We start from the raw sequence: 26,306 nt of genomic DNA on the forward strand, positions 1-26,306 counted from the left end.
AAATATATCCATCGCTGATATGTCCAACTATGTAATTTTCATAGCAGCAAAATTACAACTAGACTTATACAACATGATTCAAAACAAATGAAGGAGTGTTTTAAGTGAAAGGACATATTCGAAAAAGAGGAAATAAGTATTGTATTGTAATTGATATCGGTCCTGATCCAGAGACAGGAAAAAGAAGACAGAAGTGGTTTTCTGGATATAATACAAAAAAAGAAGCACAGGCTGATGTCGCGAAAAAGATTACAGAGTTAAATGAGGGGACATTTATAGAGCCATCTAAAGTTACTTTAAAGGACTACCTAAATCATTGGCTAGAAATTAAAAGTATGAGTATAGAAGAGAGTACCTTTGCTTGCTATAGGGCATTTATCAACCAACATGTTATACCTAGTATAGGAATGATTGCGCTCCATAAATTAAATGTTATGCACATTCAAAAATGTTATAAATCCTCTATAGATAAAGGTATTACAAACAATTCCATTCTGCTTATGCATAGAATTTTAAAGAGTTCTTTAAATCTAGCTGTAAAACAAAATGTTATTTCTCGAAATCCAGCTGCTTTTGCTGAGATACCAAAAAAAGAAAAAACCTCTATCCAGACTTGGACAGAGGGAGAAGTTAAAAAGTTTCTATTGCATTCACAAGAATCACGATATCACATTGGGTATCTACTTGCAATAACTACGGGTATGCGTCTGGGAGAAGTTCTAGGCTTAAGATGGCAGGACGTTGATTTTAAAAAACATACTGTTACAATAAATCAAACATCTGGTCATAACAATAAAATCAAAAAAACGGCAAAAACAAATTCGTCAAAACGCACAATTCCTGTGCCTAAAGAAACAATAGAATCCTTAAAAAAGCATAAGATTACAATTAATAAAGAGAAATTAAGATTTGGTTCTGCTTATCACGATTTGGATTTAATTAATTGTAATGAGTTTGGAATGGTTATAAAAAGAGCAACTTTCAGAAATCATTTCATTAGAACGACACACAATGCAGGCATAAAAGAAATTAAATTCCATGACTTAAGACACACACACGCAACCATACTATTAAAACAAGGAGTTAATGCTAAAATTATCAGTGAAAGATTAGGTCATACAGATATTTCAATGACATTAAATGTTTATTCTCATGTTTTACCGAACATGCAAGAAGAAGCCGTTAAAAACTTTGGTAAAAGCATCTTTGGATAACTTATGTTTGCAAAATGTTTGCATTTCATAAAAATAAGTCAAACAAACGTTGTTATATCAAGGTTTATTTGACTTATTATCTTATATTGTTGATAAAACCTCCTAATCCCTACAGATACTTTTAATAGAGGAATATTCTCACCTCCACGAGTTACGTATTCAAACCGATATACATAAGAGAAATAATCATGTGTTTCTTCATCTTTAATTGGCTCAGACATCGCTTCAGAAACATGTTGTGATCGCAGTGGTGAAAAATATATTTCTTCCTCATTTTTATTTTCCATATGTAAAGGCTGTTCGCAAAAAATATGAGTAATTAGAGCTGGTACCCATTTAGAAAACGTTTTTTTATCATGTAATGCTGGTAAATTACTAATTAAATCATACTGCCATTCTAAATGTGGTGGATCTATTAATTTATTAGGTTTCCAATCATGAATAACCTCATACCAGCTTTGGAAAATATAGTCTAACTGTTCTTGTTTCATTGGTTCTTTTGCTACAATCCAGGGCGTATCTTCCTTTAATATATATGGATTATGCTGAATGAATAATATATCAGAAAACATTTCATACAATCTTTCATTTACAAGTTTTAATTTGCTCGTTAATAAAAATGTTCTATAATGTATCTCTACAATCTCAAGCCATTCAATAGGAAAATAAATATACGATACTTTCTCATTATAGAGGGGTTCTACTATATTTTTAAATGCTAATAACTGTAATTTTTCCATATTATTAATACTTCCTCTCTTAATTTATATTGATCATGAATAATACTAGAAAAGATACCAATTTTTTAAGCATTAACGAATCAAATTTTAACCAAGCACATTAAAGGAAATAGCTAAATTACATTTAGTTATATAAATAAAGCGTTGTTAAAATCAAATTAATATAAAGTAACTATTAACATATAACTACCTCCTTATGGAACTTTATATTATGAAATCATTATAATGAATTATTATATTTTTTATCTATGATTTACAAAAAAATTACAGAAACTAAATATAATAAAAGGTATCGCCTCTTTATATAGCGATACCTTTTATATACTCTTAATTAAATAACACCTTTAACTTCTTCATTCACCGGCCATTTTTCTAATGTATATGCCATTTCCCAAAATGAATATTCATATTGACTACTAAAAATAAAATGTTGTCTCATACGATTACGGTCTGCCTCTGTTACTTTTTCAGCGATCGTATCTAATCGTGTGATTTGCTCTTCAACTAATGTACGGAACCAATCAGATCCATATGCAGAAATCCATTCTTGATAAATTGGCTCTTCTGGTTGACATTCTTTTAATCGTTCACCGATTTCATAATATAACCAATAACAAGGTAAAATAGCCGCAATAATATCTCCTAAATGCCCTTCATAAGCTGCACGATACATATGAGATGTATATGCATATGCAGTTGGCGCAGGAATAAAATTATCTTTTTCTTCTTTTGTAATCCCTAATTTCTTTGCGAAATTCTCATGTAATGATAACTCAGCTTCATACGTATTTTGTGCATGGTGTGCCATACGAGCTGTCGTTTCTAATTCAAGAGCCTTTGCAGCACCTAACGTTTGTACTCTAGCAAAATGACTCAAATAATAAGAATCTTGAAGCACATAATATCGAAAACTAGCTAAATCTAATGTTCCTTCGCCTAGTTTTTTTACAAAAGGATGGTTAAAACTTGCTTCCCAAATTGAATCTACTTCTTTACGTAATGATTGTGAAAAAGTCATTTAAATCCCTCCAAATAATGTAAAAAATATACGTATTTATCCACAATTATTAAAGCTGTAAAATAAAAAAACTTTCTTTACAGACGTAAAGAAAGTGAAATTGACAGTATTTATTCGTTAAATAGCAACGTCTTTCCCACTTCCCTACGCTGGCATTAACCAGATCAGGTACTAAGAGTCTCAAAATTTCATCTGATCTCAGCCTATAAAAGGCCCCCTAGTGGATAAATATTTAGTTGTCGTATTGTAATTATCATAGCATAATTCGTGGAACTGTCAAAAGAATTAATTATATAACTACCTTAAAAACCTTCTTCTTTCCTTACTTTTAATGAAGTTTCAATTATCATATCTAATAGTTTGCTATAATTAATTCCCGCTGCTTCCGCACTTTTTGGCAGTAAACTTGATTGTGTCATCCCTGGTAATGTATTAACTTCCATTACATATGGAATTCCTTCCTTCACCATCATATCAACCCTTGCATAAACACTACATTTTAATGCTTTATAACAAGCCAGTGATGCTTTATTTACACGTTCCTTTATTTCAGCTGGAAGTTCGATAACTTCTTCAACTGTACTAGTATCATCATATTTTGCATTGTAGTCAAAGAACACAGCAGCATGTCGAATCGAAATGATAGGTAACTGTTGCCCATCAAAAATTGAACATGTAATCTCGTCACCTTTTATATACTTCTCAATTACTACTTCAGAATCCCATTCGAATACAGTTTCCAGCATAGAGATTAATTCATTTTTATCATAGACAATCTTAACTCCAACACTTGAGCCGCCAGAGTTTGGTTTTACCACTAACGGAAATCCTAATTTATCTAACTCCTCAAGCTTTAGATCCTCCATTTTTGTAAGTTCAATCCAATCTGGTGTCTCTACTCCTTCATAACGCAAAATCTTTTTCGAAATATTTTTGTCCATACATATACCGCTAGATAACATATTGCTACCGCTATAAGGAATACCTAAACTCTCTAGCGTCCCTTGAACTGTACCATCTTCTCCGTACTTTCCGTGTAATGCTAGCAATGCAAAATCAATGTCTTTCGCTTTTTCAATTAAATCCATTTTTTCATTTAACGTAATTGGAACGATTTCATATTTACTCTTATCTAAATGTGCAATCATTTCATTCCCAGTCATAATTGATACTTGTTTTTCAGAGGATACTCCTCCCATAATAACGCCAATTCTCATTTTCTCAACTCCAAGTTTCATTTTTTAAAGTTTCACCAATTATTTGAATCCCGCTAACAATTTCCTGTTCTTTCAAACGTGAAAATCCTAATCGGAATGTGTTCGCTCCTCCTCCATCAGAGTAAAAAACATCTCCAGGAGAAAAAGTAACTCCTTTCTCATAACACTTTTGTAAAAGTGTGCGGGCTTGAATTTTTTCTTCCAACTCTATAAACAAATGAAGTCCACCGTCTCCAGTCATTCTTTTAAACGGAATGTACTGATTACACGCCCCAACAGCTAACTCATATTTTTTCTTATAAACAGATCTTGCTTTTTTTAAATATTTTTCAAAATATCCTTCATGTAAATATTGAAACAGAACAGCTTGATCTAACGTAGAAGTGTGAATGGTTCTGGCTCTTTTAACACTTTCTAAATAATGTATCAGTTCTTTATCTGCAATGATCCAACCTACACGTAAACCAGGGAAAAGTACCTTTGAAAAGCTACTAATATAAATCACATTATTACCAGCCCCTGCAAAAGTTAATAATGGCGATAAATGTGAACCCGAATAACGTAATTCTTCATTAAACCCATCCTCTATAATAGGGATCTTGTATTTTGAAAATAACCTCATCAATTCCGTTCTTTTCTCCGAACTCGTAACAATACCAGTTGGATTATGATAAGAAGGGATTAAATACGCGAAATCAAAATCCTTTTCACGCAAACTTTTTTCTACTTCATTCGTATCAATACCATCATCATTCATATTAATTCCATGAACTTCAAGTCCATGTAAACGAAAAAGCTTCAATGCAGCATGGTGAGTTGGGTTCTCACAAATAACACGCCCTGATTTCTTCGATAAAGAAGATAACACAATATCTAATCCTTCTGTAAATCCATTTGTAATTAGAATATCTTTGTTCGAAATATCTACACCTTTCATTTCCATGTAATGAAGTAAATAATTTATTAACGGTCTATAACCTTTTGCATATCCGTAGTTCAATACGATATCCCCTTCAATGGACATACGAGTAAGAAAAGCTCTTTTGAAATTTTCAACATCAAATAGCTTTTCGTCCGGGGCTATACTATTAAAAACAATCATTCCTTTTTCCCAGCGAACTCCATGCTTCATTAAGTCTAATTCATCCGCTAATGTGGTAACTGTATTAAGTTTATTTTTCCAATCTATTTCAACAGACGAGGTGTTACTTATATCCACCTTCGCAACGAAATTTCCTTTTCCTTTAACTGCATAAATGAGTCCTTCTTGTTCTAAATCCGCATATGCAGAGAGTACTGTATTTCTGCTCACTGATAATAATTCACTCAGTTCCCTTGTTGATGGGATTTTTTGGTCCCCCAACAAATGCCCTTTCATAATCATCTTTTTTAAATAATCCTTTAATTGGATATAAACGGGACGATCTTTTACAACTTTAAAATCTTTAAACAATTTCTTACCCCCTGCAATTATTTTTGCATATTTATTTCATTCTCAAAAGGTCCACTACATATGTATTTTTTATTAATAGCGGTATGGTTATAAAGCCTATAAATCATTTCGATATAAATTGATTACATCTTTTAAAGCAGCTGCTGCAGCTCCGCGTGGATTAGAAGCTCCACCAATTGTAGTGACTTGTCCCATTGTATCTGTAAAGAACGTAATTCCTTTTTCCGTGCCATTTATATTTGCTAACGGATGATCTTTATCTATTTCGCACGGTTCAACATTTAGATTTACATTGCCTTCCTCATCTTTATGCGCCGATGCTATTAATTTAATAATTTTATGTTGTTCCTTAGCATTTCGAATTTGTTGTTTTGTAACGTGCTCGATTCCTTTTATATGTATATCTGTAAGTGTATACTCTACTCCCATTAAACTGTTTGTTAAAAGTAACAATTTACATGCACTATCTGAACCACTTACATCTAACGCTGGGTTCGTCTCAGCAATTCCTTTATGTTGTGCTTCTTTCAGTGCTTCTTCAAACGTAATATCTTCCCCATACATTTTCGAAAGAATATAATTTGTTGTTCCGTTTAATATTCCCTCTATTTTCTCAATATTGCAACCAGCTAAATTAAATTGTCCAATATCTAAAGTTGGTAGTGCCGCAGCAGTTGCACCACTATATCGAATTCGTACATTGCCCATTCTTGCTGCTGCATTTATTTCTCTCCAGTTTGTAACGAGTGCACCTTTAGAAATTGCAACTATATCCATTTGTTTCTCAATCGCTTGTTTTATATATTTCTTTCCCGGATTTCCATCTTTAAGATTTGTAACTGTTGATTCTACTAATACATTACCACTTATGCTATTTGTTACACGTTCTTTCGGATGATGTTCTATATATTTTTCAATTGCAGCAGTACCGCCACCATACGATAATAGATGATGAATAGTTAAACCTTCCTCATTATGTATTGCAATATTTCTACCTAATACGCCACTTACCACTAAATCTATTCCATATGTTTCATTTATATATAAATATTTTTCATTTAATAATTTTATAAACTCTCTTCCTACTGTCCCGTATCCTGATAATACAATTTGAATTTTCATAATATCCCCCCATATTTTTATACCAAATCCCTCTTTCAATATAATATAAAGCGCCCTCGAATTCCATCGAGAGCGCTTTATATTACCTATTTCGGTAGACGTGATAATTTTCCAACAATTGTTCTATAAAACTCTTGAATGTTAGAAAAACCTAACGTGTCTGAAACACTAAGCCCTACCATATCAAGATGGTCCCAATTTGCTTTCGTTTCGATATGATTCCATTTTCCAACCTGTAATGACTCATTATTATTTACAGCAGCATTAGAAGATGGTGCAATCATAGAATTTGTATTTACTACACCGTCATTTTGCCACCAAGAAGTATCTATTAATGTTCGATTCTCTTCATATCTTGCATAGGAACCTAAGAAAAATGCATTACCCATTAACACTTTATTCATCGTTATATGAGGTAAATGTAAACCTGTTATTGGTGCTGCTTGCGATGCATGTCCACTATAAGATAAGTAATATACATCCGATTGCGTCTTTACCCAATTATTTAACTCTTTTGCCCCATCAGTACTTAAATCCCATTGACTTATATCTTTTGTATTTTCCCAAATTGAACTATTTAAAATACGATCAGTATATTGGAAAAAGGACTCTCCAGCATTCTTTTTTATATCCCATTGATCCAATTTAAAATCATATAATGATAAATTATTGTTTCCACCTAAACTTGCAGCTGTAATGAGTAAATCTTTAACGAACGGCAACAGGAGACTTCCGTCCGCGAGTGTTGTACCGTTGTGAGGAGTTGCTAATGTTGTAACACTATGAACATACGATTTACCACCTTCAAATAGTGGTGATATATTTGTGTTCGGATGTTTTTTTTCATAATTTTTTTCTTCATAACTTCCTTCTTTTAATAGCTGCACTAATGTTCTTGTCGTTTGTCCACCCATGCTATGCCCAACTAAATGAACTTTATTTGTTTCACTCCAGTCCGGTGCAAAACCACTATAAGTTCTACCAAAACGATTATGTCCATGTTTCTCAGCATGCGCCGCACCATAATCTACTATTCCACCGTTAATTTGCGCATATAATTCACATGCCCGGTCCCAGTTACTAGAAACTGGTCCAACAGCTGCAGTATGTACTATATAACCATTTCTTTTTAAATCTTCCTGTATATCATGAACACCACCCCAATATTTTACCCCTAGCATTTCCTCTCTACCCCATCCAGCAAATCCATTCACTAAAATGATAGGATAATTGTTTTCTTGTCGCTCTTCAGCGTAAGTTGTTTTCGCTGCGAATGAACAAACAGTTACTAGTGCGAAAAAACATACTTTTAAAAATAATTTCCCCATACTTTCTCCCCCTCAATAAAACGTTTACATTTATCTTTGAAAAAAAATACAAAATTAGTTTGCAACTTAAACATAATGTAAAGTATTTTATATACGTTGTATATATAGAAAACATATACAAATGTTGATAAATATTAATTCAAGTAAACATTTGCTTTTTACAATACAACTTGCAAATCTGATTATTTGAATTTATAATTGAATATAGTTTCCTCATGTTAAATGGATTTAATACTCATAAGAAAACTTATTTCATTGCTTGAAAAGGAGGAAAAAGCATGCAAATCGAATCAAACATTCATACATTATCTCAACCTACTAAAATAACTCCATCTAATCTTGAGCATAATACTATCTCTTCTACTAAACTTGAAGGTAAGAAAGCGGATGATCCTATCAAGTTCGATATTCGTTCCTCTGAAAAAGAAATGAAACAGCCTGAGCATAAATTTAACGAATTAGATTTATGGAAGATGTTAAAGGATAAAGGTGTTCCTTTATGGATCATCCTTGAAATGCTACAAAAGTCTCGTAAAGAAAAAGAAGCTCAAAATAATTCAGTTCAAAATTCAAATGCGATTGAAGAAACGAGTGAGGCTCGATTAGATGAAGTAATGTAAAGCATAATATTTGATTGGTCTATAAACTAAAAAGAGTTCAAGATTGATAAAGTTTTTATCAACCTTGAACTCTTTTTTAAGATTTTTCTCCAATCGTTACAAACTGAAAAGATACTTCTCCTTCCAAACCTTTAATTAGCCTTGTTACTTTGACATTTTCATTAACCAATGTATTATCTGTCGACATTTTAGGTTTTTCATCTCCTAAAGATTTTTTCAGATGAAGAAGGTGCATTTTCGTTTCATTTACCTTTATTTCTTTATACACACTATTTTGTGCTACAATCACATACCATTGCGTTGGATATTTACGAGTGTTACCTATCCAAGCGTCACTATCGTATGAAACTGGAATCTCTTTTCCTTCTAATTCAATACTTTTCATATTCTTTTCGTCTTCATGTGTAAACAACAGCGAACCTTCTTTTGGGAATTTCGGTAACGTATCTATAATATAATTGGAGCCATTATCTCGTTTACGGAAAACTTTAGCTTTAATCAATGCTTGTGCTGTAGACTCATTTAAAATTAATACCTGTCCGTTTCCATAAGTACCTGTTTTCACAGAAAACACTTCATTTGCTTTCGTAATTTCCTGATAACGATTAATAATTGGCGAGATTTTATTTTCATTTCCAATGATTAATAAACCGTTTGCAGGAAATGGATTCTCCTTTTTAGAACATGCACTAAAACTTATTAATAGTAGTATCGTTAACATAAAAATAGTTAAAGTTCTTTTCATCGCGTTTCCTTTCATCATACAGTTCATTTTTTCCACATACTTTAATGTAGTCTTACAAGCTAATAAACTCTATTGCTCCATAACCTTATAAAGCTTTTGGAGGTAACGCCAACGGGTTATAAAGAAATATAATACTTGTATACATATAAATGAAATTAAAATAACGATAGAGCTATTAATTATAGAAAAATCGACTAATTGCTGTAATGCCATATAAGCGACTACAGTATGAATCACTGCAACGACAATCGGTAAGAAGAACATTAATAATAACTGTCTCGTTACAACTTTTTTTAACTCTCGTTTACTTAATCCCATTTTCGAAATCATTTTATATTGCTGTTGATCGCGGTTCAAATCAGTATATAATCGAAAATAAATAAAACTAGCAGCAAATGTGAAGAAGACGATTCCGACTAAAACACTTGCCATAAGTAATAATCCATTCGTTTGCTTTGCACTTAACAAATCTAATGTTAAAGCTTGAAAGTAGAAATTATCTTTGCTAACATCTTTTTCAAATATACTATTTAATTGGTTTGAAATCTCTTTCGTTTTCATCCAATCATCTACAACAAATCCGTAAGTACGATTTTGATCATCTATATCATCTTGGTCAGGAGAAAAAGGAATTCCATCATACACATGATCTTGAACAGCAATATAAATACTTCTAGTATCATGCGGTAAAACTAAATTTTCTACAGCTTTTTTCACACGAAATGTCTTTGTCCAATCTCCTTGAATGACTTCAACATTCTTTTTATAGTCACCATTTTTAAATTCTTGTTTTTGGGATACGATTCCAGGAATTAGTAAAATTTCATCTTCTTTTCCAATCGTTTCTTGCTGATACCCGAGTGCTCTCGCAAGTTCGTTATATTCACTTAACTTCATTACATATACGTTACTTTCTGTATATTTATTTGAAGACGAAGCCATTCGATAAGGAATATTAGCATCAGCAAGATGTTTTTTTATAGTAGAGAGATTTTTATCTACCTCTTTGTCTTTTTCAAAACTTACATACAGAAATGTATACGGATTTGTCATTCTTACCAAATCCCTATTACCGAGAGCAGCTGTCGTACCAATTGCTGTAAATGCAACTGCTGAAATAATAGATACTATAAAAAACATCGTTGCATTATCTTTCATACGGTAAATCAATTCTGAAAATGTTAATATATTTGTTCTCTTTAAAAAGAAAGATTCACTCCTTTTCGCAAGATGCAATATATAAACGCTACATTGTGTATATAAAAAGTACGTTCCTATAATTACAAGGAGTACACCCATTCCAAGCATAATAAAACTGTGATTTGAGATAAATCGAAATACTGAAATATATCCACACCCTATACTAATTAAAGAAAGTAGCGATAATAAAATTGAAGATTTCGGTTCAGGTTTTGGTTTTTCTTCTGCTTGAATGAGTTCTACAAGTTCTGTTACTTTTACCATTTTAAAAGTAACAAGCGAAACAATTAAAAATAAGAAAAGAAACGTGATGACTGTTAATAGTACCGCTTGTATCGGTATATAGAAGGGCAAACCATTATTGATCATTAATACACTTGCACTTATCAATAAAACTAATTTAGAAAATATGAGACCAATGATAATTCCAATACAAATTGATCCAATTCCAATTAACATATTTTCAATCAACAATAATTTCTTAAGTTGCCTCATTGACATACCTTGCATCATTAAAATGCCAAATTCTTTCTTACGTGTTTTTAAAAACGAACTAACTGAATATAGAATAAAGAAAAATGAAAATACAAAAATCAAACCTTGCGAAATTCTAAATCCCATTGTACCGAATGCACTTATAGTTGCACTTGTCGATTTTAACTCACCTTGTAAATCAGGATGAAATAATAAAAGAGCATACGTAAAGAAAATCATAATAGAAAATGCACTACTTAAAAAATGAGCAGCATATGTACGCTTATTACGAAAAATATTATTAAATGCGAACTGACGAAAATTCATGCCTTTTCCCTCCTAACAAAGAAAGGACATCCATAATCTTTTGATAAAATGCTTGCCTGCTTTCACCACAATAAATTTCGTTATATAGTTGACCATCTTTAATAAATATGACTCTGCTGCAAAAACTCGCTGCATACGGATCATGTGTAACTAACATCATCGTAGCTTTTTCTTCTTTATTTAAAGTATCTAGCATCTCCATTACATCATTTGAAGATTTAGAGTCTAAATTCCCTGTTGGTTCATCTGCAAGTAATAATTGCGGCTTATGAACAATTGCACGAGCAATTGCTGTTCTTTGAGCTTGCCCCCCTGAAATTTCAAAAGTTCTTTTACTCAATATATCTGTAATATTTAATTTCTCTGCAATTTCTTCAACTCGTTTGTTCATTTCTTGTACAGAAACACCATCTAATGTCATCGGCAATACGATATTTTCCTTTACTGTAAGTGTGCTAAGTAAATTAAATGATTGAAAAACAAATCCTAATTGTTTCCTACGGAATAAAGCCAAATTATCTGATGTCAACTGGAAAGGATTTGTACCATTTATTAATATTTCTCCCGATGTTGGAGAGTCGATAGTAGATACCATATTTAATAACGTTGTTTTCCCGCTCCCTGATGGCCCCATAATCCCTATAAATTCACCTTCTTGAATTGATAAATCAATATCTACCAATGCTTTAAAAGGTACTTTCCCTTTATATACTTTACTAATACTTTTTGCATGTAAAATTTCCATTTATATTCTCCCTTCATTTGCACTTCTCACAATATAGTGTAAATGAATTGTCTTATAGCACATATTGATTCATCTTTCATTTATCTTACACGCTTGTAAGATTTCTAAAAAAACTGATAACAAACCTGTTTTCAAACTATAATTAACGATTATTCATCTTATAATATCTATATAGTAGTATAAAATACAATACTACTTATTTCTGGTTGCCAGGACACCTTGTAAGCCTATTAAATATATAAATAAAAGTGGGTTTAAGAAACGATTATCATCATTAAAAGTTGCTGTATTCCTTGTATTCTTTATTAGCAACATAAAATATATTATAAAGAATAACTATAGAACTTCAAAACGATGAATAATAACTTATAATTCATAAGTATAATCCAAAAGTAAATAGTACATAAAAAAGCTCAGAGTTTTAGCTCTAAGCTTTTTTAAAATCATTTCATTCCATTATAACTCCTTTTAAAGAGCAATATTTTTTATCCACTCTGATTTGCTTAATAAATAATGATTATATAGTTGGTTTTCTATCGTCTGTTGGCTCAAATAAGTAAATCCACATTTTTCAATAACTTTATTTGATGGTACGTTGTTAATTAAAGCAATTGCGTTGAGGACATCTACATTTGTATTTTTAAACAAATAATCAATTAACCCTTTAGTCGCTTTCGTAGCGTAACCATTGTTTTGATACTCGCTTGAAATAGCATACATTATTTCTCTATTTGGTGAAGGGAGTTCTTCTTTAATACTTGTGCAGCACCATCCAATAAATTCATTTGTATCTTTATTAAATATTCCTAGCTTTAATATATGATCATCTATGTTACATGTATTTTTCACTGCATTAAGAAATGCTTTATTTGTTGGTATTTCATCATTGATAATCCAATGAGCCCTTTGTTTTTTCGTTGATTTCCAGTCTGGTAAAAACTGTTCTATTTCCCGTTGATTCGATATTTTATAAATACTCTCCGCATCTTTGATAGTAAACTCTTGCAAGTATATATCTCCACAGTCTATTCTAAATAAATTAGTCGAACTCTCTTCTCCCATGTTAATCCCCCTTAATTACATTAAAGCGCCTTAATCTGCTTCGTAAGTTCTATAAATCGTTCATCAAGTTCTTTATATTCTTTATCGTTAGAAGTTAAAAAGCTTAATTTACCTAATACTTCTTGTCGCTCTGTTTCTAACGTTAAACGTAGCTCTTCAATATCATCTCTTGTTTTAATAGGTTCCTCTAGCTGCTTTTGTATCGTATTATTTGAAAACACGAGTTTCGTGTTAGTTGTTTTCTCTAGAAAATATCGATCGTGAGAAACTATAACGAGTGTTCCATTATACTCAGCTAATGTATTTTCAAGCTGTTCACGTGAAGGGAGGTCAAGGTGATTCGTCGGTTCATCTAAAATAAGTACATCTTTTTCATCTAAAATATAAGCCATTAACTTGCATTTTACTCGTTCCCCCATACTCATATGCTCAATCGGCTCTTTCCATTGAGAAGCTTGGAATCCTAAATGTTTCATTAAATTTTGGACTTTTCCTCTTTCTTCAAATGTCTCTTTAAAAAATAAATCTTCTGGTGTTTTATCCAGTGGTAAATCAAATACTTCTTGTGTTAAATAACCGATGTTTGCAGATGGTGAAATCCATACTTCTCCTTGTACAGTTTCCGTTCCCATAATCATCTTCAGTAATGTTGTTTTCCCGCTACCGTTTGGTCCAACAATCGCAACCTTCTCACCGTGTTGGATTGTAAAATTAACGTTTTCAAATAATGTCTTTCCATGAAAGTCTTTTTTTAATTTCTTTACTTCTAAAAAGCGTTTTCCTACTTTTTTATTCGCTTGAATAGAGAACTCCACTGAATACTCTTCTTTCACACGTTCTACTTTCGTTTTCTCCAGCTCTTTTTCGAGACGTTTTCGTTTTGACTTCACTTGCGCATCCATTCGCTTCGCTTTTACACGATAAAACTCTTTAACTCCTTCTTGTTTTGTAGACTGTGCGTGTGCCTTTTGTGACCATGAACTTAATTCTTTTATATGTGTTTCTACTTGTTCTATCTTTTTTTGTTGTTTTTCATATTCACGTTGCTGCGTCATTCTTTTATGCTCACGTGCTTTCATATAACTCGTATAATTACCGATATGGTCAATTAGTTTCTTTTCCTCAATTGACCATATTTTCGTTGCGACAACATCTAAAAAATATCGATCATGCGATACAACGATAACTGTACCCTTCATATTTTTTATTTGCTTAATGAGAAATTCCGTACTCATCTCATCTAAATGATTTGTCGGTTCGTCTAATATTAATAAATTAGGATTTTCGGCAAATCCTTTTGCTAGTCGAACTTTCAGCTTTTCACCACCACTTAATGTAAGAAAATCGTTCGTTGGCACGCCCCATTTCGCAAGAAGTTCTGCTTCTTTTGCAATCATATCATTACTAATAAAAGATTCTATTTCTTGTTCAACATATGCCGTTGTCATATTCATTTGCTGCCATTCAACAATCCCTTTTGATGGCTCAATCTTCCCATTTATTAATTGAAGTAACGTTGATTTACCGGCACCGTTTTTACCAATTAATCCGATAACATCCCCTTGTTTTACTGTAACATTCATTTTCTCTAACAAAGTATTTTCCTTTATTTCAACATAAACATCATTTAATTTTAAAATTTCTTTCATATTACCGATCCCTTTCATTAAGGGAGAACAAAAAAATCCTCCCAAATTAATTTGGCAGGATTAGTCGTTAACATATTTATACCCAAATAAGCTATTACGCATAATAAATAGCAATACCGTTGTAAGGAAATTGGGCAGACTAATCCTATTTTTTATAAATTGAAATTTATTGAATTTCAACATTTAAAAATAAGATTAGTTAATCATCGTCCACCCATCATTCCTTTCCGTCGTTAGTAACCATATTGTACCATAGTAGTACTGTATGAGTAAATGCGATTATACGTGCTGTGAAAATGATTGCTTTCTTTTAGTTCTATTTATCTTCACTTCATATCGATCAAATACAAACAACATCTGTAATACTACTGGCTTTAGATTTCCTTAGTAGTAAACTTCTAAGTACTCCCTCTTATATAATTTTTATATAAATTTATGATTAATTATATATTATACATATTACATTTCAGTTCTTATAATAAAGTTATCATTTTTAAGGAGGGATTCTACAATGGAATTTAGCAAACTAGGAAACAGTGGATTAACAGTAAGTAAGATTGCATATGGGAACTGGATAAACCATGGCGGGAAAGTAAATGAAGATATTGCAAATGATTGTGTGAAAGCCGCACTGGATGTTGGAATTACAACGTTCGATACTGCTGATGTTTATTCGGACACGATAGCCGAGGAAGTACTTGGCCGGTCTTTGAAAGGTATACGACGAGAAAGCATAGAACTATGTACAAAAGTATGCCATCCGACCGGACCTGGAAAAAATGATCGTGGATTATCGAGAAAACATATTATAGAAAATTGCAATGCATCGTTACAGCGGTTGCAGACAGACTACATTGATGTCTATTATGCACATAGATTTGACTCAACAACTCCCCTTGAGGAAACGATGTTAGCTTTTGCTGATCTTGTAAGACAAGGTAAAGTCCTTTACTTAGGCGTAAGTGAATGGACATCAGAACAAATTACCCGCGGTGCAGCACTTGCACGAGAATTGAACATTCCACTTATCGCTAGCCAACCTCAATATTCGATGTTGTGGCGAGTTATTGAAACTGATGTAATACCAACATGCCAACGTGAGGGACTTGGTCAAGTTGTATGGTCCCCCCTCGCACAAGGCATTCTCACTGGAAAATATCAACCAGGTAAACCAATACCGACTCAATCACGTGCTAATTCAGATGCTGGCAAACCATTTTTCCACAAACTCGTGCAACGTTGGATGAGTGATGATGTACTTACTGCCATTCAGAAACTCAATCCCATCGCACAAGAAACTAATCTTACCCTATCTCAACTCGCAGTTGCTTGGGTACTACAAAATCCAGCTGTTTCCTCTGCAATTATTGGCGCTTCAAATCCGGAGCAAATAAGAGAAAACGTAATTGCTTCTAGTGTTAAATTGCAACCTGAAATTATGGATCAGATTGATAATATACTAAAAGGTTTCGCTGAGTACGATCCGAGTAAAACAGGTTGAATCTTCAGTGACTTTAAAATAAAAATAGAAGTTTTCCTATCCAACTTTCCCACTGCCCATCCCATCAAGATGGGCCTTTACCTTTCAAATTCAAATTGTGAAGTCATATAAACCTCTCTAACAACTGTTAAAAAGTTCTCTAACACAACAGACTTTTCATCTTGTCTCCATCCAGCATATAAATTTATTTTCGGGGTATTTTCTTGTATTGCTTTATATATGACTCCCGATTTTTTATAGCTTTCCACCGATGATGGAACGACAGAAATCCCCATTCCTGCTGCAACTAAATTCACAATCGTTTGCATTTGGATCGCCTCTTGAACAATATTTAAACTTACTCCATGTTCCCAAAAGTAACTAATAATTAAATCATAAAAGTTAGTACCGAAATGACGAGGAAATAAAATAAATGGTTCATCAACTAATGATTTGATTGAAATGTTACGTAATGAAACTAAAGGATGCTCTTCATGCAAAACTAATTTTAAACATTCCTCAGAACAAACTTCGGAAACTAATATTTCATTATTTTGCTTGGAACGAATAAATCCAATATGAATTTGTTTTTCATATAGCGCTTTTATTTGCTGGTCTGTTGTCATCTCGCGTAATATAAGCTGTATTCTAGGAAAACGTTCTCGAAATTTTTTTAATATGTCTATTACGGTTTCTGTAGAATCGACAAAACCGATTATTAAATGTCCTATCTTCCCTTCATCCGCAAGCTGTGTTTCTTTAATAGTTCTATCTACTTGAAGCAATGTTTGCCGCGCACCTTCTAAAAATATTTTTCCAGCATCCGTAAGTTCAACCATTCTTTTTGTTCGATGAAAAAGTTGAACTCCTAATTCTTCTTCTAATTTACGAATTTCTTGGCTTAAAGGAGGTTGTGCCATCATAAGGCGTTCTGCTGCACGACTAAAGTTTAATTCTTCTGCCACCATTATGAAATATCTCATTTTCCGAATATCCATTTCAATCCCCCTTATCAGTTACAACTAATAAAGTTTCTATTTTATTATTAAAAAGTGTTTATGTATCTAGTATTTCATTTATTCTTATCAGGTTCGTTTTGCTTCTCTTAGGTATATATTATTTCATTCTCTAATTTTATCAAGGGTACAAAACAAGGCTAAAAAACTTATCTTAAAAGTTCTTTAGCCTGAATCACTTTTTACACATTAAAAAATATTATTCGTACAACGGTACCTTTACCAACCTCTGAATGGATTCCTACACTATGTCCTAATTGTTTCGTAATTTCATATACAAGATATAATCCCATTCCTGTTGATTCTTTAAAATCTCTACCGTTTTCTCCTGTAAAGAAAGGTTTAAATACTCTTGGTAAATCTTGCTTCGGTATCCCTACGCCACTATCGGTAATTTCAAGTACAACTGTATTACCTTCCTTACGTGCTTTCACTTTAATCTTTTCTCTACTACCTGATGAATATTTAATCGCATTCGATATTATTTGTCCAATTAAAAATTGTAACCACTTCGCATCACTTTCTACAGTAATACTCTTATCAATTTCAAGCTCTGGGTATACAAAATTCCGAATAAAAAAGCGTTTATGTTCATGCACGGAATCATTCACTATTTTATGTAGTTGTACTCTTTCTACATAAAAATCTTGTGTAAATGCTTCTAAACGTGCGACATACAGTGCCATCTCTAACCCCTTTTTCAACCTATCTGTTTCCTCATTAATACTTTCAAAACGTGAATCCACTTCATCTTGTGTAATTAATTCTATTACAGATAAAGGTGTTTTCATTTGATGAATCCACTGATTCATAAAGGTTAAATGATCATTATTTTTCCTCTCTTGTAACTGGAGCTGATTTTGATAATGTCGATATTGTACTTCGAGCAAATCTTGGAGAGCAGTAGATAAAACTGCAAAATCAGATTTTTGAACAGATTCATCCAAAGATTGCAACGGATTTGCTAAACGTTCATAAAAAGATCGATGTGTAAAATAACGAAATACTAAATAACTCACCATAAAAAAAGCACCTAAAAACATTGCATATAATGCCGTTGAAATATGATCATGCCCATCAAACCAATAAACTAAGAATATGGCTAGTAGTTGGATCGCAGTAAAACAAATAAGTGGTATATGATCACGTATAAACAACCTTATCATTTTTCCATACCATTATCCCAAGTAATATGTAATCTATACCCAACACTACGAATTGTTTCAATTGCTCCTTCAATTTGTAACGTTTTTAACTTTTTACGCACACGTGTTGTATTTACACTTAATGTATTATCATCAACATAGGATTCACTATCCCATAATTTATTTAATAATACTTCCCTACTCACAACACGCGGATAGTTTTTCATTAACATCTCTAATAAAATGGCTTCGTTTCTCGTTATATCAATCTCTTGGTTCCTAAGTTTTAATACAAGTCTTTCGGGATATAAACTAAGACCTTGTTGCTCAATCATTCGTTCTTCTAGTTTCGGTGCATAGTCTCCATAAGCACGTCTTAAATGACTACGAATTTTCGCCATTACAACTTCATAATGAAACGGCTTCGAAATAAAATCATCGCCACCATTTTCTAACGCCATAACTTGATCCATCGTACCTTCACGGGCCGAAATAAATAAAATCGGACATGTGGAAACCCCGCGAATTTGACGACACCAATAGTAACCATCAAAACTTGGTAAATTAATATCTAATAAAACTAACTCCGGTTGTTCTTCTAAAAATATGTCTAACACATTTTGAAAATCCGTTACAATAATTCCTTGGTAACCGTATTTCGCAACATATGTTGATAATAGCTCCGCAATTTTCATATCATCTTCAACAATCATAATTTTAACCATCTCTGAACTCCTTTTTGATCCACAATCTCAAATATACTTATATAAATAAATACTACCTCTTTTCACAAAATCCGTAAAATAGAAAAAGGATACTTTTATGCAAAAGTATCCTTTTTCTATTTTTCTTATTTAATATGAAATTCATTTAGAGAAAATCCTAACTTCTCCACATATTCCCTTCCTAGTTCCATCCGCGCCGTTTTTAGTGGATCCACAACTTGGCAAATTTTCAAATTACCTGCTGCTGATAATAAAAGAGTTGCATCAGCTTTAGACATTTCTAATTCTTCATGTAAAAATGTCACCATATTATGTACAGCACGATTCGCTGCATCATCTAACAATTTCTCGGAAGCAATAGTCATCATTTTTTCTTTTTGGATAGCCATCGGTAATGGCCATTGCTTCCCTTTTATAATTTGAACTGTTACAGTTACTTCCCCAGCGACTTCTACTCCACTTACACCAATTTCACCGTCACCCATCGCAGCGTGTAAATCACCTAATGCTAAAAGAGCACCAGGAACATTTACAGGTAATAATAATGCTGTTCCTTCTTTAATCTCTTTACAATCCATATTCCCGCCATGATCATGCGGTGTACCACATGAAATACTCTCTTCTTTCGGTGCAGTACCAATCACACCAATCATTGGATTAATTGGAATTTGCAGTTCATTTGAAAATGAAACATGTCCATTATGTATTGGGACAATTTTTACTGTATTTTCATTTAACTTATCACCCATTACACCAAGGTTCGCACCTGTCGTTAAAACGCCTTGCCCTGCAATTTTAATTTTTTCAATCATTACGACTAAAATATCGCCAGGTTCTGCGCCTTTAATATATACAGGTCCAGTCGCTGGATTAATTCGATTCCAATCTAACTCTTGAAACACAACATCTTCAGAATCAATTTGATTTTCAAAGCAATCATATGTTTCAAATACAAGACGGCTCCCAATTTCTACTTCAATACATGGATTATTTTCTGGTGACATTGCGTAAATGATATGTTCTTTATGTATACGATGCATAGTACCTCTCCTTTTTCGTTTTTATCTTCCATATAATAATTAGCTTTTTTCCGTATAAGCTCCTTTTTAAAATTAGTAGTTATTTTCAAGAAAAATGCACTTAGCTCATTTTGAAACATACACTCTTTACTATAACAGGTAAAGAAAGGTGGTATTACAATGCCCCTTATTCCATACAACGAAAGTGACGTTGATTTACTAGCTCGTTTAATTCGAGCTGAAGCTGAAGGTGAAGGACGACAAGGTGAACAACTTGTTGGCTGTGTTGTCGTAAATCGTGTGTTTTGTGATTGTTTAGATTTTAAACAACTTCGATCTGTGCGTGATGCAGTATATCAAAGCCCTGGCGGATTCGAAGCAGTGCAATTCGGATATTTTTACCAACGCGCCCGTGAATCAGAAAAAGAAATCGCAAGAAAAGTTTTACAAGGTGAATGGCGCTGGCCAGCACGATGGGCTCTTTGGTATTTTCGTCCAGTTGGAGCTTGTCCACCCGAATGGTATAATCAGCCGTTTGCAGGGCAATTTAAAAGCCATTGCTTTTACGAACCAAGTGGTGATGAATGTCCAAAAATGTATTCAAGATAGTAAAAATTAAGCAACGCAAGTACTTATTCTATTGAGTACTTGCGTTGCTTTTAACTATATTTTAGAAATCTAATAATGTGACGAATTTTCTAGCGCCTACCACATGTATTAATAATGGTATACGTGGACCACTTGATTGATTCATAATGAGCCTATATAAAATGGTAAATAATTGTTTTTGATTTTCTTTCATTATTTTTTTATTTTCATGATGACAAATCGTATACAATTGCTCCATTAGTTTAGAATGATCGTTATTAGAACGAATTATTTTACAAACTTCTACTAGCCATTTTTTCTGCCGTTCATCTAATGTGTTATAAAACTCCGTATTTTTCTCTTTATTTACCGCAATTAATTTTTTAGATTGAAAGTTTCTTATCCAATACTCAGCACGATTACTTATCGCTATCATTTCAGGTAATGCATAGCTCCTATCTATTTGCTCTAATATATCTTGTAAAATAGATGAATCAAAATTTAATAACGGTAAAGTTCCTGCTACTTGATTAAACTTTGGATACTCTTTAAATTGGCTATCAAGTCTAGAAAGTTTAATTGCATCAAATAAATCTTCATTTTTGAGTGTTTTATTTTCATAACTATCCTTCAATCTCTCATACTCTGTATAATTGCGAATCACATCTTCATCAAGTCCAATATGAAAAGCTGCGCCGGGCCTATATTTTGCAAACATAAAAAGAATCACTTCTGGTACATACACTTTTAATAAGTCGCTAGGTGTAATACTATTCCCTGAAGAACTGGACATTTTTTCATGATGCCCTTTAATTCCAATGAAATCATAAGCAACATATTGAGGGGCTTCACAATTGAATATTTTCCTTGCAATTTCTTTTGATACATTATAACTACCGGTTTCCGATGAATGATCTCTTCCGCCCGGTTCGAAAATAACATCCTCTATCATCCATCTCATCGGCCAATCGATTTTCCAATTCAGTTTCATTTGACTTGTATTTAATACGGATAATTTATTTTGATTTCCACATTCACAGTCATACCGAACTGTTTTTAATACTTCATCAAAATGTGTAATAGTTGTTGCATCTTTCCCACAGCTCTCACAATATAACGTAACGGGATAAAAGTTTTCTCTATCTTCTTCTCGGTGTATTCCTGTTTTAAAACCCATTAAAATATCATATATTTCTTTTCTTTTATACAAAGACTCTAATATGTTTTCGTTATACCTTCCGCTTCTATATTCAGCATGTTGATATATGAATTCCACTTCAATCCCAAATGCTTGGAGCGATTTCTCAAACTCTTTTTCAAAATGCTCTGCGTACGAGTTATGACACCCATACGGATCAGGAATATCACAGTATGGCATACCAATATATTTTGCAAAAGATGGATCAATATTTTTAGGAACTTTTCTAAACCTGTCATAATCATCCCATGAAAAGATAAAACGAGTCTTTTTCCCTAAATCTTGCAGAGCCCTTACAACGAAATAAGTCGTTACTATTTCACGGAAGTTCCCAATATGAACAGAACCAGATGGACTAATTCCAGCTGCACAAACAAAAGTTTCTTTGTTTGGATTTTTTCTAATCAATTCATGTGCTACTTCATACGCCCAATGCATATGTTACTCACCTCAATTGTATTTTTGTTTTCACATTTTCAGTTTTATGCAATAAAAAAACTCCCACCCCCAAGATTATTCATCTTGAGGACGAGAGTTATTAACTTCGCGGTACCACCTCAGTTTGTTAATACGTCACCATATTAACCTCTTCAGGTACGGCAAAACATGCTTATACCCTATCTCTATAACGGGAGAACCCGTCGCACCATCCCTAAATGAATTAGTTCCTTGCGCAGCTCCAAGTCTTTTTTCATTAAGATTTTTACCTCTCCTTCTCAGCTACCGGAGCTCTCTGTATGTATTCATTCTTAACTACTCTTCTCTTCAATGCCATTTTGAATATTAGTTTTTACATATGATAATTTATAACGTATATATTGTCAAATTTTTCTGAATGAAAATTAATAACACATATTTTCTCTATCTAAAAATGCATTATTCCTTCAAGTTGAATGTTGTGACTACATCATCACACCATTATGTCACTTTCGGTTTCTCTTTAAATCGCTTATACTTTTCACTCCCTTCATATACTCGCAATATATTTTCACATAAAACATCATATACTTCTTCCTCCTCATAGTTATATGCTATTTTCGAGCAATGTGAGAAGGCTTTCGTTTTTTCACAGTACATCTTTTTTATGCCAATCCAACAAAAGGTTTACCTATATTTTTATCGAACTTTATATGTATCTTTAATGAATTGAGGTCAATCACTATGAACAGAATCGATTACATAAGACAAGAAGAGAAAAAGTATCACGCTCTTTGCTATGAACAATATAAATTATTCGAAGCAGGATCTTGGCTTTATAAACCTGTTAAAACAGTTATGGACATGCTGAACTATCTTGAAGAACAGAAAGACCTACAAATACTTGACCTTGGCTTTGGTGTCGGTAGAAACAGTATTCCGATTGCACAAAAAATTATGAATAGTGGCGGCACTGTTACTTGTGTTGATCTACTTAATTCGGCTTTAATGAAGTTACAAGTTTATAGCAAAGAATATGGTGTATTTGAATACATAAAAACGGAACAAGCAGCAATTGAAGACTACTATATTGCTCCTAATACTTATGACTACATCATTGCAGTATCAAGTTTAGAACATGTTAGATCAATAGACGATTTTAAAAAAGTGCTTCACACTATGAAAAAGGGGACAAAGAGTGGCGGTATCAATTGTTTAATCGTTAACTCTAACATTCAAGAAATAGATTTAGAAACAGGAGAAGAATTAGATGCTTTAATTGAAATTAACCTTTCTACGGAAGAAATGATACGTACACTAAAAAGCGTTTATAACGAATGGAAAGAAGTAAAAGTTGAAATAAAAAATTTAGCGTATGATATTGTACGAAACGGTAAACACATTCAATTAAATACGAATGCGATTACTTTTGTCATGCAAAAATTATAGTATATACGAGTGGTGACTATTTTCATTTCATATAGTCACCACTCGTATATTTATGTAAATATCATTCCATCGTAATTACAATTTTCCCTCTAACATGCTGACTTTCACTTAAAATATGAGCTCCTCTAATTCCTTCTTCATTAAACGGAACAACCTTACTGATGATAGGTTTAATTTTTCCATGCTCAATCAAAACAGATAATTCGTCCAATTGCTTCCCGCTTGGTTTCAACCATAAAAACCCTGATTTTATGCCCTTTACTTCATGACGTGGTTCATGAACGATAGAAACTAGAACACCACCAGATTTAATAATTTGAAAACTTTTTTCTTGTACTTCTCCGCCGATTGTATCTAACACAATATCATAATCTGATAGTAGCTCTTCAAATTTATCTTTTTTATAATCAATAACAAGGTCAGCACCTAAAGACTTTAAAAACTCTTCATTTTTACTACTTGCAGTTGTTGCGACAAAGGCCCCAAATGATTTTGCGATTTGAATTGCAAAACTCCCTACTCCGCCCGCTCCAGCATGAATTAATACTCGGTCATTTTCTTTTATTTGTGCGTAATCAACAAGACTTTGCCAAGCTGTTAGTCCTGCAAGAGGTATAGATGCTGCTTCTTCAAAATTAAGATTATTAGGCATTTGCGCTACTAAATTTGATTTCACTGTAATGTATTCAGAATAAGAACCTTTCCCTATATTTTCAGGTTTCGTAAACACTTTATCTCCTATTTTAAAATGATTCACATCTTCTCCAACTTCTTCAACTATTCCAGCAACATCTAATCCTAATGTAATTGGAAATGAAAATCGCAACTTTTCTTGTAAGTCTCCCTTTCTTATTTTCCAATCAACAGGATTGACAGATGTTGCGTGTATACGTATTAATACTTCATTACATTTAACAACTGGTTTAGGAACTTGTCTTTCTTGTAATTCTTCAACACTACCATATTGATCAATAACAATTGATTTCATTTCCTCTCCCCCTTGCTGTTTATTTTAATAACAAACAATTATTTTTCAAAATTTTTCGCCTTGAATGAAAATAAATATGTTTGGAGGTGATATTTATGCTACTCTACTAATTAAGCATCATGAGTGCAAAAAACATTTATTTCACTTAAATACAATCTAATTTACGCCTAAGAAACACCCAAAGTTATATTTCTCTTTATTTATTAATGACCTTTAAATGAAACGGAGAGTGTGCTATGAGTGAACAAGTTTTCAAAGTAAACGGTATTGATATATGTACAGAAAGCTTTGGAAATCCTAATAACCCAGCAATATTATTAATTATGGGAGCTACGTGTTCAATGGTTTATTGGGATGAAGAATTTTGTGAAAGGTTGGCTAGCACAGGAAGGTTTGTCATTCGCTATGATAACCGTGATGTTGGGCGTTCTGTTACATATGAGCCTGGGACTTCCAATTACACTGTAGCAGATATGGCTGAAGATGCAATCGGAGTACTCGATGCGTATCATATTGACAAGGCACACCTTTTTGGCATGTCATTAGGCGGTATGATTGCTCAAATTGCTGCAGTAAAACACCCAGAAAGAATTTTGACCTTAACATTACTAGCAACAAGCGTTATTGGATCTGATAACAATACTCGTGATTTGCCTCCAATGGATGAAAGAATTTTGACACATCATGCTAATGGTGCAAATTTAGATTGGACAAATAAAGATGTTATAGCGAAATATTTAATTACAGGATCACGTCTACTATGTGGATCAAAGCGTATATTTGATGAAGCAAGAACTTTAAAACAAGTAGAGCAAGAAATAGAACGTGCTAACAATCTATTAAGTATGTTTAATCACGCCCTCCTTACAGGTGATGATTCTTATGAAGGTATACTAAAGTCGTTACTAGTACCTACTTTAGTAATTCATGGTACGCACGATACAGCTCTTCCACTTGAACATGGACTCGCCCTTATTGATGAAATTCCGAACTCAAAGCTATTATCCCTTGAAGGTACAGGGCACGAGATTCATCCCGATGACTGGGATAAAATTATTAAAACAGTTTCAGAACATATATCCCGTATAAGATAAGAACAACTATTAGAAGGGGCACAAATTGTTTTGCCCCTTCTATTTATCCCGCATTTGTGGGCAGTAAAACTCCCACCTCAAAATTCAGCTGAAGCAAAGAAATTAGGTGGGAGATAAACTGCCCGTAAACGCCCGATTGGTGAAGGCTAATAATCAGTGGGGGATGAACAAAACCCCCACTGATTATAGTTTCACTTTATAAAGATTACGATACAATAACAAAAACCCATCACTGCATTCGTATGTATAGTGATGGGCTCTACCTATATTTTT

General features: G+C 32.9%; 23 protein-coding genes, 1 riboswitch and 1 other annotated feature. Of the genes, 6 read left to right on the forward strand and 17 right to left on the reverse strand.

The annotated features are described in order from the left end of the window. Positions 1-104 precede the first annotated feature (104 nt). On the forward strand, positions 105-1,214 hold the full coding sequence (locus JFU23_RS01300) for a site-specific integrase (protein ID WP_201031148.1): 1,110 nt from the start codon (positions 105-107) through the stop codon (positions 1,212-1,214). 38 nt (positions 1,215-1,252) lie between these two features. Here the strand turns inward: JFU23_RS01300 and JFU23_RS01305 are convergent, their stop codons facing one another. The 6 genes from JFU23_RS01305 to JFU23_RS01330 all read right to left on the reverse strand — a co-directional run bounded on the left by JFU23_RS01305 (position 1,253) and on the right by JFU23_RS01330 (position 8,092). Further along, entirely contained in the window at positions 1,253-1,954 is a 702-nt protein-coding gene (locus JFU23_RS01305) for a pPIWI_RE module domain-containing protein (RefSeq protein WP_002065619.1), read from the reverse strand. A gap of 331 nt (positions 1,955-2,285) precedes the next feature. Continuing rightward, on the reverse strand, positions 2,286-2,972 hold the full coding sequence (gene tenA / locus JFU23_RS01310; RefSeq protein WP_002032475.1) for a thiaminase II: 687 nt from the start codon (positions 2,970-2,972) through the stop codon (positions 2,286-2,288). 124 nt (positions 2,973-3,096) lie between these two features. After that, positions 3,097-3,201: riboswitch (TPP riboswitch) on the reverse strand. A 73-nt stretch (positions 3,202-3,274) separates the two neighbouring features. Then, complete coding sequence (gene ddlB / locus JFU23_RS01315; RefSeq protein ID WP_002013134.1) at positions 3,275-4,189, reverse strand: D-alanine--D-alanine ligase; 915 nt, start codon at positions 4,187-4,189, stop codon at positions 3,275-3,277. 4 nt (positions 4,190-4,193) lie between these two features. After that, positions 4,194-5,642: a MocR-like pyridoxine biosynthesis transcription factor PdxR gene (gene pdxR, locus JFU23_RS01320; protein ID WP_002032478.1), complete on the reverse strand. Its 1,449-nt coding sequence runs from the start codon at positions 5,640-5,642 to the stop codon at positions 4,194-4,196. Positions 5,643-5,738: 96 nt separating this feature from the next. Continuing rightward, positions 5,739-6,764 (reverse strand): homoserine dehydrogenase, encoded by a 1,026-nt coding sequence (locus tag JFU23_RS01325; protein ID WP_201031149.1) that lies wholly within the window; start codon positions 6,762-6,764, stop codon positions 5,739-5,741. Between the two features lie 86 nt (positions 6,765-6,850). Continuing rightward, positions 6,851-8,092, reverse strand: coding sequence for an esterase/lipase family protein (locus JFU23_RS01330; RefSeq protein ID WP_085311448.1), 1,242 nt, complete (start codon positions 8,090-8,092; stop codon positions 6,851-6,853). A 278-nt stretch (positions 8,093-8,370) separates the two neighbouring features. Here JFU23_RS01330 and JFU23_RS01335 point away from each other — a divergent pair, with 278 nt between their 5' ends. Continuing rightward, on the forward strand, positions 8,371-8,712 hold the full coding sequence (locus tag JFU23_RS01335; protein WP_088291878.1) for a DUF3914 domain-containing protein: 342 nt from the start codon (positions 8,371-8,373) through the stop codon (positions 8,710-8,712). Between the two features lie 76 nt (positions 8,713-8,788). On the opposite strand, the gene JFU23_RS01340 is transcribed toward JFU23_RS01335, so the two are convergent. The 5 genes from JFU23_RS01340 to abc-f all read right to left on the reverse strand — a co-directional run bounded on the left by JFU23_RS01340 (position 8,789) and on the right by abc-f (position 14,914). Then, positions 8,789-9,457, reverse strand: coding sequence for a lipoprotein BA_5634 family protein (locus JFU23_RS01340; RefSeq protein ID WP_242483504.1), 669 nt, complete (start codon positions 9,455-9,457; stop codon positions 8,789-8,791). 69 nt (positions 9,458-9,526) lie between these two features. After that, on the reverse strand, positions 9,527-11,458 hold the full coding sequence (locus tag JFU23_RS01345; protein ID WP_201031151.1) for an ABC transporter permease: 1,932 nt from the start codon (positions 11,456-11,458) through the stop codon (positions 9,527-9,529). Then, a complete protein-coding gene (locus tag JFU23_RS01350) occupies positions 11,433-12,203 on the reverse strand; it encodes an ABC transporter ATP-binding protein (protein ID WP_098776132.1) in 771 nt (256 codons plus the stop codon). Before JFU23_RS01350 ends, JFU23_RS01345 begins: the two co-directional genes overlap by 26 nt. Positions 12,204-12,671: 468 nt before the next feature. Then, complete coding sequence (locus tag JFU23_RS01355) at positions 12,672-13,265, reverse strand: GNAT family N-acetyltransferase (protein WP_201031152.1); 594 nt, start codon at positions 13,263-13,265, stop codon at positions 12,672-12,674. 20 nt (positions 13,266-13,285) lie between these two features. Beyond that, positions 13,286-14,914 (reverse strand): ribosomal protection-like ABC-F family protein, encoded by a 1,629-nt coding sequence (gene abc-f / locus JFU23_RS01360; protein WP_201031153.1) that lies wholly within the window; start codon positions 14,912-14,914, stop codon positions 13,286-13,288. 511 nt (positions 14,915-15,425) lie between these two features. On the opposite strand from abc-f, the gene JFU23_RS01365 reads away from it, so the two are divergent. Continuing rightward, on the forward strand, positions 15,426-16,415 hold the full coding sequence (locus JFU23_RS01365; RefSeq protein ID WP_085311454.1) for an aldo/keto reductase family protein: 990 nt from the start codon (positions 15,426-15,428) through the stop codon (positions 16,413-16,415). A 77-nt stretch (positions 16,416-16,492) separates the two neighbouring features. Here the strand turns inward: JFU23_RS01365 and JFU23_RS01370 are convergent, their stop codons facing one another. The 4 genes from JFU23_RS01370 to JFU23_RS01385 all read right to left on the reverse strand — a co-directional run bounded on the left by JFU23_RS01370 (position 16,493) and on the right by JFU23_RS01385 (position 20,320). After that, entirely contained in the window at positions 16,493-17,392 is a 900-nt protein-coding gene (locus JFU23_RS01370; protein WP_201031154.1) for a LysR substrate-binding domain-containing protein, read from the reverse strand. A gap of 200 nt (positions 17,393-17,592) precedes the next feature. Next, a complete protein-coding gene (locus JFU23_RS01375; protein WP_201031155.1) occupies positions 17,593-18,576 on the reverse strand; it encodes a sensor histidine kinase in 984 nt (327 codons plus the stop codon). Beyond that, complete coding sequence (locus tag JFU23_RS01380; protein ID WP_201031156.1) at positions 18,573-19,280, reverse strand: response regulator transcription factor; 708 nt, start codon at positions 19,278-19,280, stop codon at positions 18,573-18,575. The genes JFU23_RS01375 and JFU23_RS01380 overlap by 4 nt, the downstream gene beginning before the upstream one ends. Positions 19,281-19,405: 125 nt before the next feature. Next, positions 19,406-20,320: an acetamidase/formamidase family protein gene (locus tag JFU23_RS01385; protein ID WP_085311460.1), complete on the reverse strand. Its 915-nt coding sequence runs from the start codon at positions 20,318-20,320 to the stop codon at positions 19,406-19,408. Positions 20,321-20,479: 159 nt separating this feature from the next. On the opposite strand from JFU23_RS01385, the gene JFU23_RS01390 reads away from it, so the two are divergent. After that, positions 20,480-20,908 (forward strand): cell wall hydrolase, encoded by a 429-nt coding sequence (locus JFU23_RS01390; protein WP_002085180.1) that lies wholly within the window; start codon positions 20,480-20,482, stop codon positions 20,906-20,908. A 61-nt stretch (positions 20,909-20,969) separates the two neighbouring features. Here the strand turns inward: JFU23_RS01390 and lysS are convergent, their stop codons facing one another. Continuing rightward, positions 20,970-22,523 (reverse strand): lysine--tRNA ligase, encoded by a 1,554-nt coding sequence (lysS, locus tag JFU23_RS01395; RefSeq protein ID WP_085311463.1) that lies wholly within the window; start codon positions 22,521-22,523, stop codon positions 20,970-20,972. Between the two features lie 83 nt (positions 22,524-22,606). Next, positions 22,607-22,863, reverse strand: a binding site (T-box leader). A 383-nt stretch (positions 22,864-23,246) separates the two neighbouring features. Between lysS and JFU23_RS01400 the strand changes: the two genes are divergently transcribed. Beyond that, positions 23,247-23,951, forward strand: a complete 705-nt coding sequence (locus JFU23_RS01400; RefSeq protein ID WP_137058584.1) for a class I SAM-dependent methyltransferase — start codon at positions 23,247-23,249, stop codon at positions 23,949-23,951. A 61-nt stretch (positions 23,952-24,012) separates the two neighbouring features. Here JFU23_RS01400 and JFU23_RS01405 read toward each other — a convergent pair whose 3' ends face one another. Further along, the gene (locus JFU23_RS01405) at positions 24,013-24,939 is read right to left on the reverse strand and encodes an NADP-dependent oxidoreductase (protein ID WP_201031157.1); all 927 of its coding nucleotides are present in this window, start codon (positions 24,937-24,939) and stop codon (positions 24,013-24,015) included. Positions 24,940-25,175: 236 nt separating this feature from the next. Here JFU23_RS01405 and mleBCA point away from each other — a divergent pair, with 236 nt between their 5' ends. Then, entirely contained in the window at positions 25,176-26,033 is an 858-nt protein-coding gene (mleBCA, locus tag JFU23_RS01410) for a BCA family alpha/beta fold macrolide esterase (protein WP_201031158.1), read from the forward strand. Positions 26,034-26,306: the final 273 nt, after the last annotated feature.

Origin of the sequence: Bacillus sp. TH50 (assembly GCF_016650565.1) — a bacterium.
Taxonomy (GTDB): domain Bacteria; phylum Bacillota; class Bacilli; order Bacillales; family Bacillaceae_G; genus Bacillus_A; species Bacillus_A mycoides.

What these genes read in the sequence shown, in the direction of transcription:
- JFU23_RS01305 (WP_002065619.1), bottom strand. Translation starts at nt 1,954, where the DNA reads ATGGAAAAATTACAGTTATTAGCATTTAAAAATATAGTAGAACCCCTC.
- tenA (WP_002032475.1), bottom strand. Translation starts at nt 2,972, where the DNA reads ATGACTTTTTCACAATCATTACGTAAAGAAGTAGATTCAATTTGGGAA.
- ddlB (WP_002013134.1), bottom strand. Translation starts at nt 4,189, where the DNA reads ATGAGAATTGGCGTTATTATGGGAGGAGTATCCTCTGAAAAACAAGTA.
- JFU23_RS01325 (WP_201031149.1), bottom strand. Translation starts at nt 6,764, where the DNA reads ATGAAAATTCAAATTGTATTATCAGGATACGGGACAGTAGGAAGAGAG.
- JFU23_RS01330 (WP_085311448.1), bottom strand. Translation starts at nt 8,092, where the DNA reads ATGGGGAAATTATTTTTAAAAGTATGTTTTTTCGCACTAGTAACTGTT.
- JFU23_RS01335 (WP_088291878.1), top strand. Translation starts at nt 8,371, where the DNA reads ATGCAAATCGAATCAAACATTCATACATTATCTCAACCTACTAAAATA.
- JFU23_RS01340 (WP_242483504.1), bottom strand. Translation starts at nt 9,457, where the DNA reads ATGAAAAGAACTTTAACTATTTTTATGTTAACGATACTACTATTAATA.
- JFU23_RS01345 (WP_201031151.1), bottom strand. Translation starts at nt 11,458, where the DNA reads ATGAATTTTCGTCAGTTCGCATTTAATAATATTTTTCGTAATAAGCGT.
- JFU23_RS01350 (WP_098776132.1), bottom strand. Translation starts at nt 12,203, where the DNA reads ATGGAAATTTTACATGCAAAAAGTATTAGTAAAGTATATAAAGGGAAA.
- JFU23_RS01355 (WP_201031152.1), bottom strand. Translation starts at nt 13,265, where the DNA reads ATGGGAGAAGAGAGTTCGACTAATTTATTTAGAATAGACTGTGGAGAT.
- abc-f (WP_201031153.1), bottom strand. Translation starts at nt 14,914, where the DNA reads ATGAAAGAAATTTTAAAATTAAATGATGTTTATGTTGAAATAAAGGAA.
- JFU23_RS01365 (WP_085311454.1), top strand. Translation starts at nt 15,426, where the DNA reads ATGGAATTTAGCAAACTAGGAAACAGTGGATTAACAGTAAGTAAGATT.
- JFU23_RS01370 (WP_201031154.1), bottom strand. Translation starts at nt 17,392, where the DNA reads ATGGATATTCGGAAAATGAGATATTTCATAATGGTGGCAGAAGAATTA.
- JFU23_RS01375 (WP_201031155.1), bottom strand. Translation starts at nt 18,576, where the DNA reads ATGATAAGGTTGTTTATACGTGATCATATACCACTTATTTGTTTTACT.
- JFU23_RS01380 (WP_201031156.1), bottom strand. Translation starts at nt 19,280, where the DNA reads ATGGTTAAAATTATGATTGTTGAAGATGATATGAAAATTGCGGAGCTA.
- JFU23_RS01385 (WP_085311460.1), bottom strand. Translation starts at nt 20,320, where the DNA reads ATGCATCGTATACATAAAGAACATATCATTTACGCAATGTCACCAGAA.
- JFU23_RS01390 (WP_002085180.1), top strand. Translation starts at nt 20,480, where the DNA reads ATGCCCCTTATTCCATACAACGAAAGTGACGTTGATTTACTAGCTCGT.
- lysS (WP_085311463.1), bottom strand. Translation starts at nt 22,523, where the DNA reads ATGCATTGGGCGTATGAAGTAGCACATGAATTGATTAGAAAAAATCCA.
- JFU23_RS01400 (WP_137058584.1), top strand. Translation starts at nt 23,247, where the DNA reads ATGAACAGAATCGATTACATAAGACAAGAAGAGAAAAAGTATCACGCT.
- JFU23_RS01405 (WP_201031157.1), bottom strand. Translation starts at nt 24,939, where the DNA reads ATGAAATCAATTGTTATTGATCAATATGGTAGTGTTGAAGAATTACAA.
- mleBCA (WP_201031158.1), top strand. Translation starts at nt 25,176, where the DNA reads ATGAGTGAACAAGTTTTCAAAGTAAACGGTATTGATATATGTACAGAA.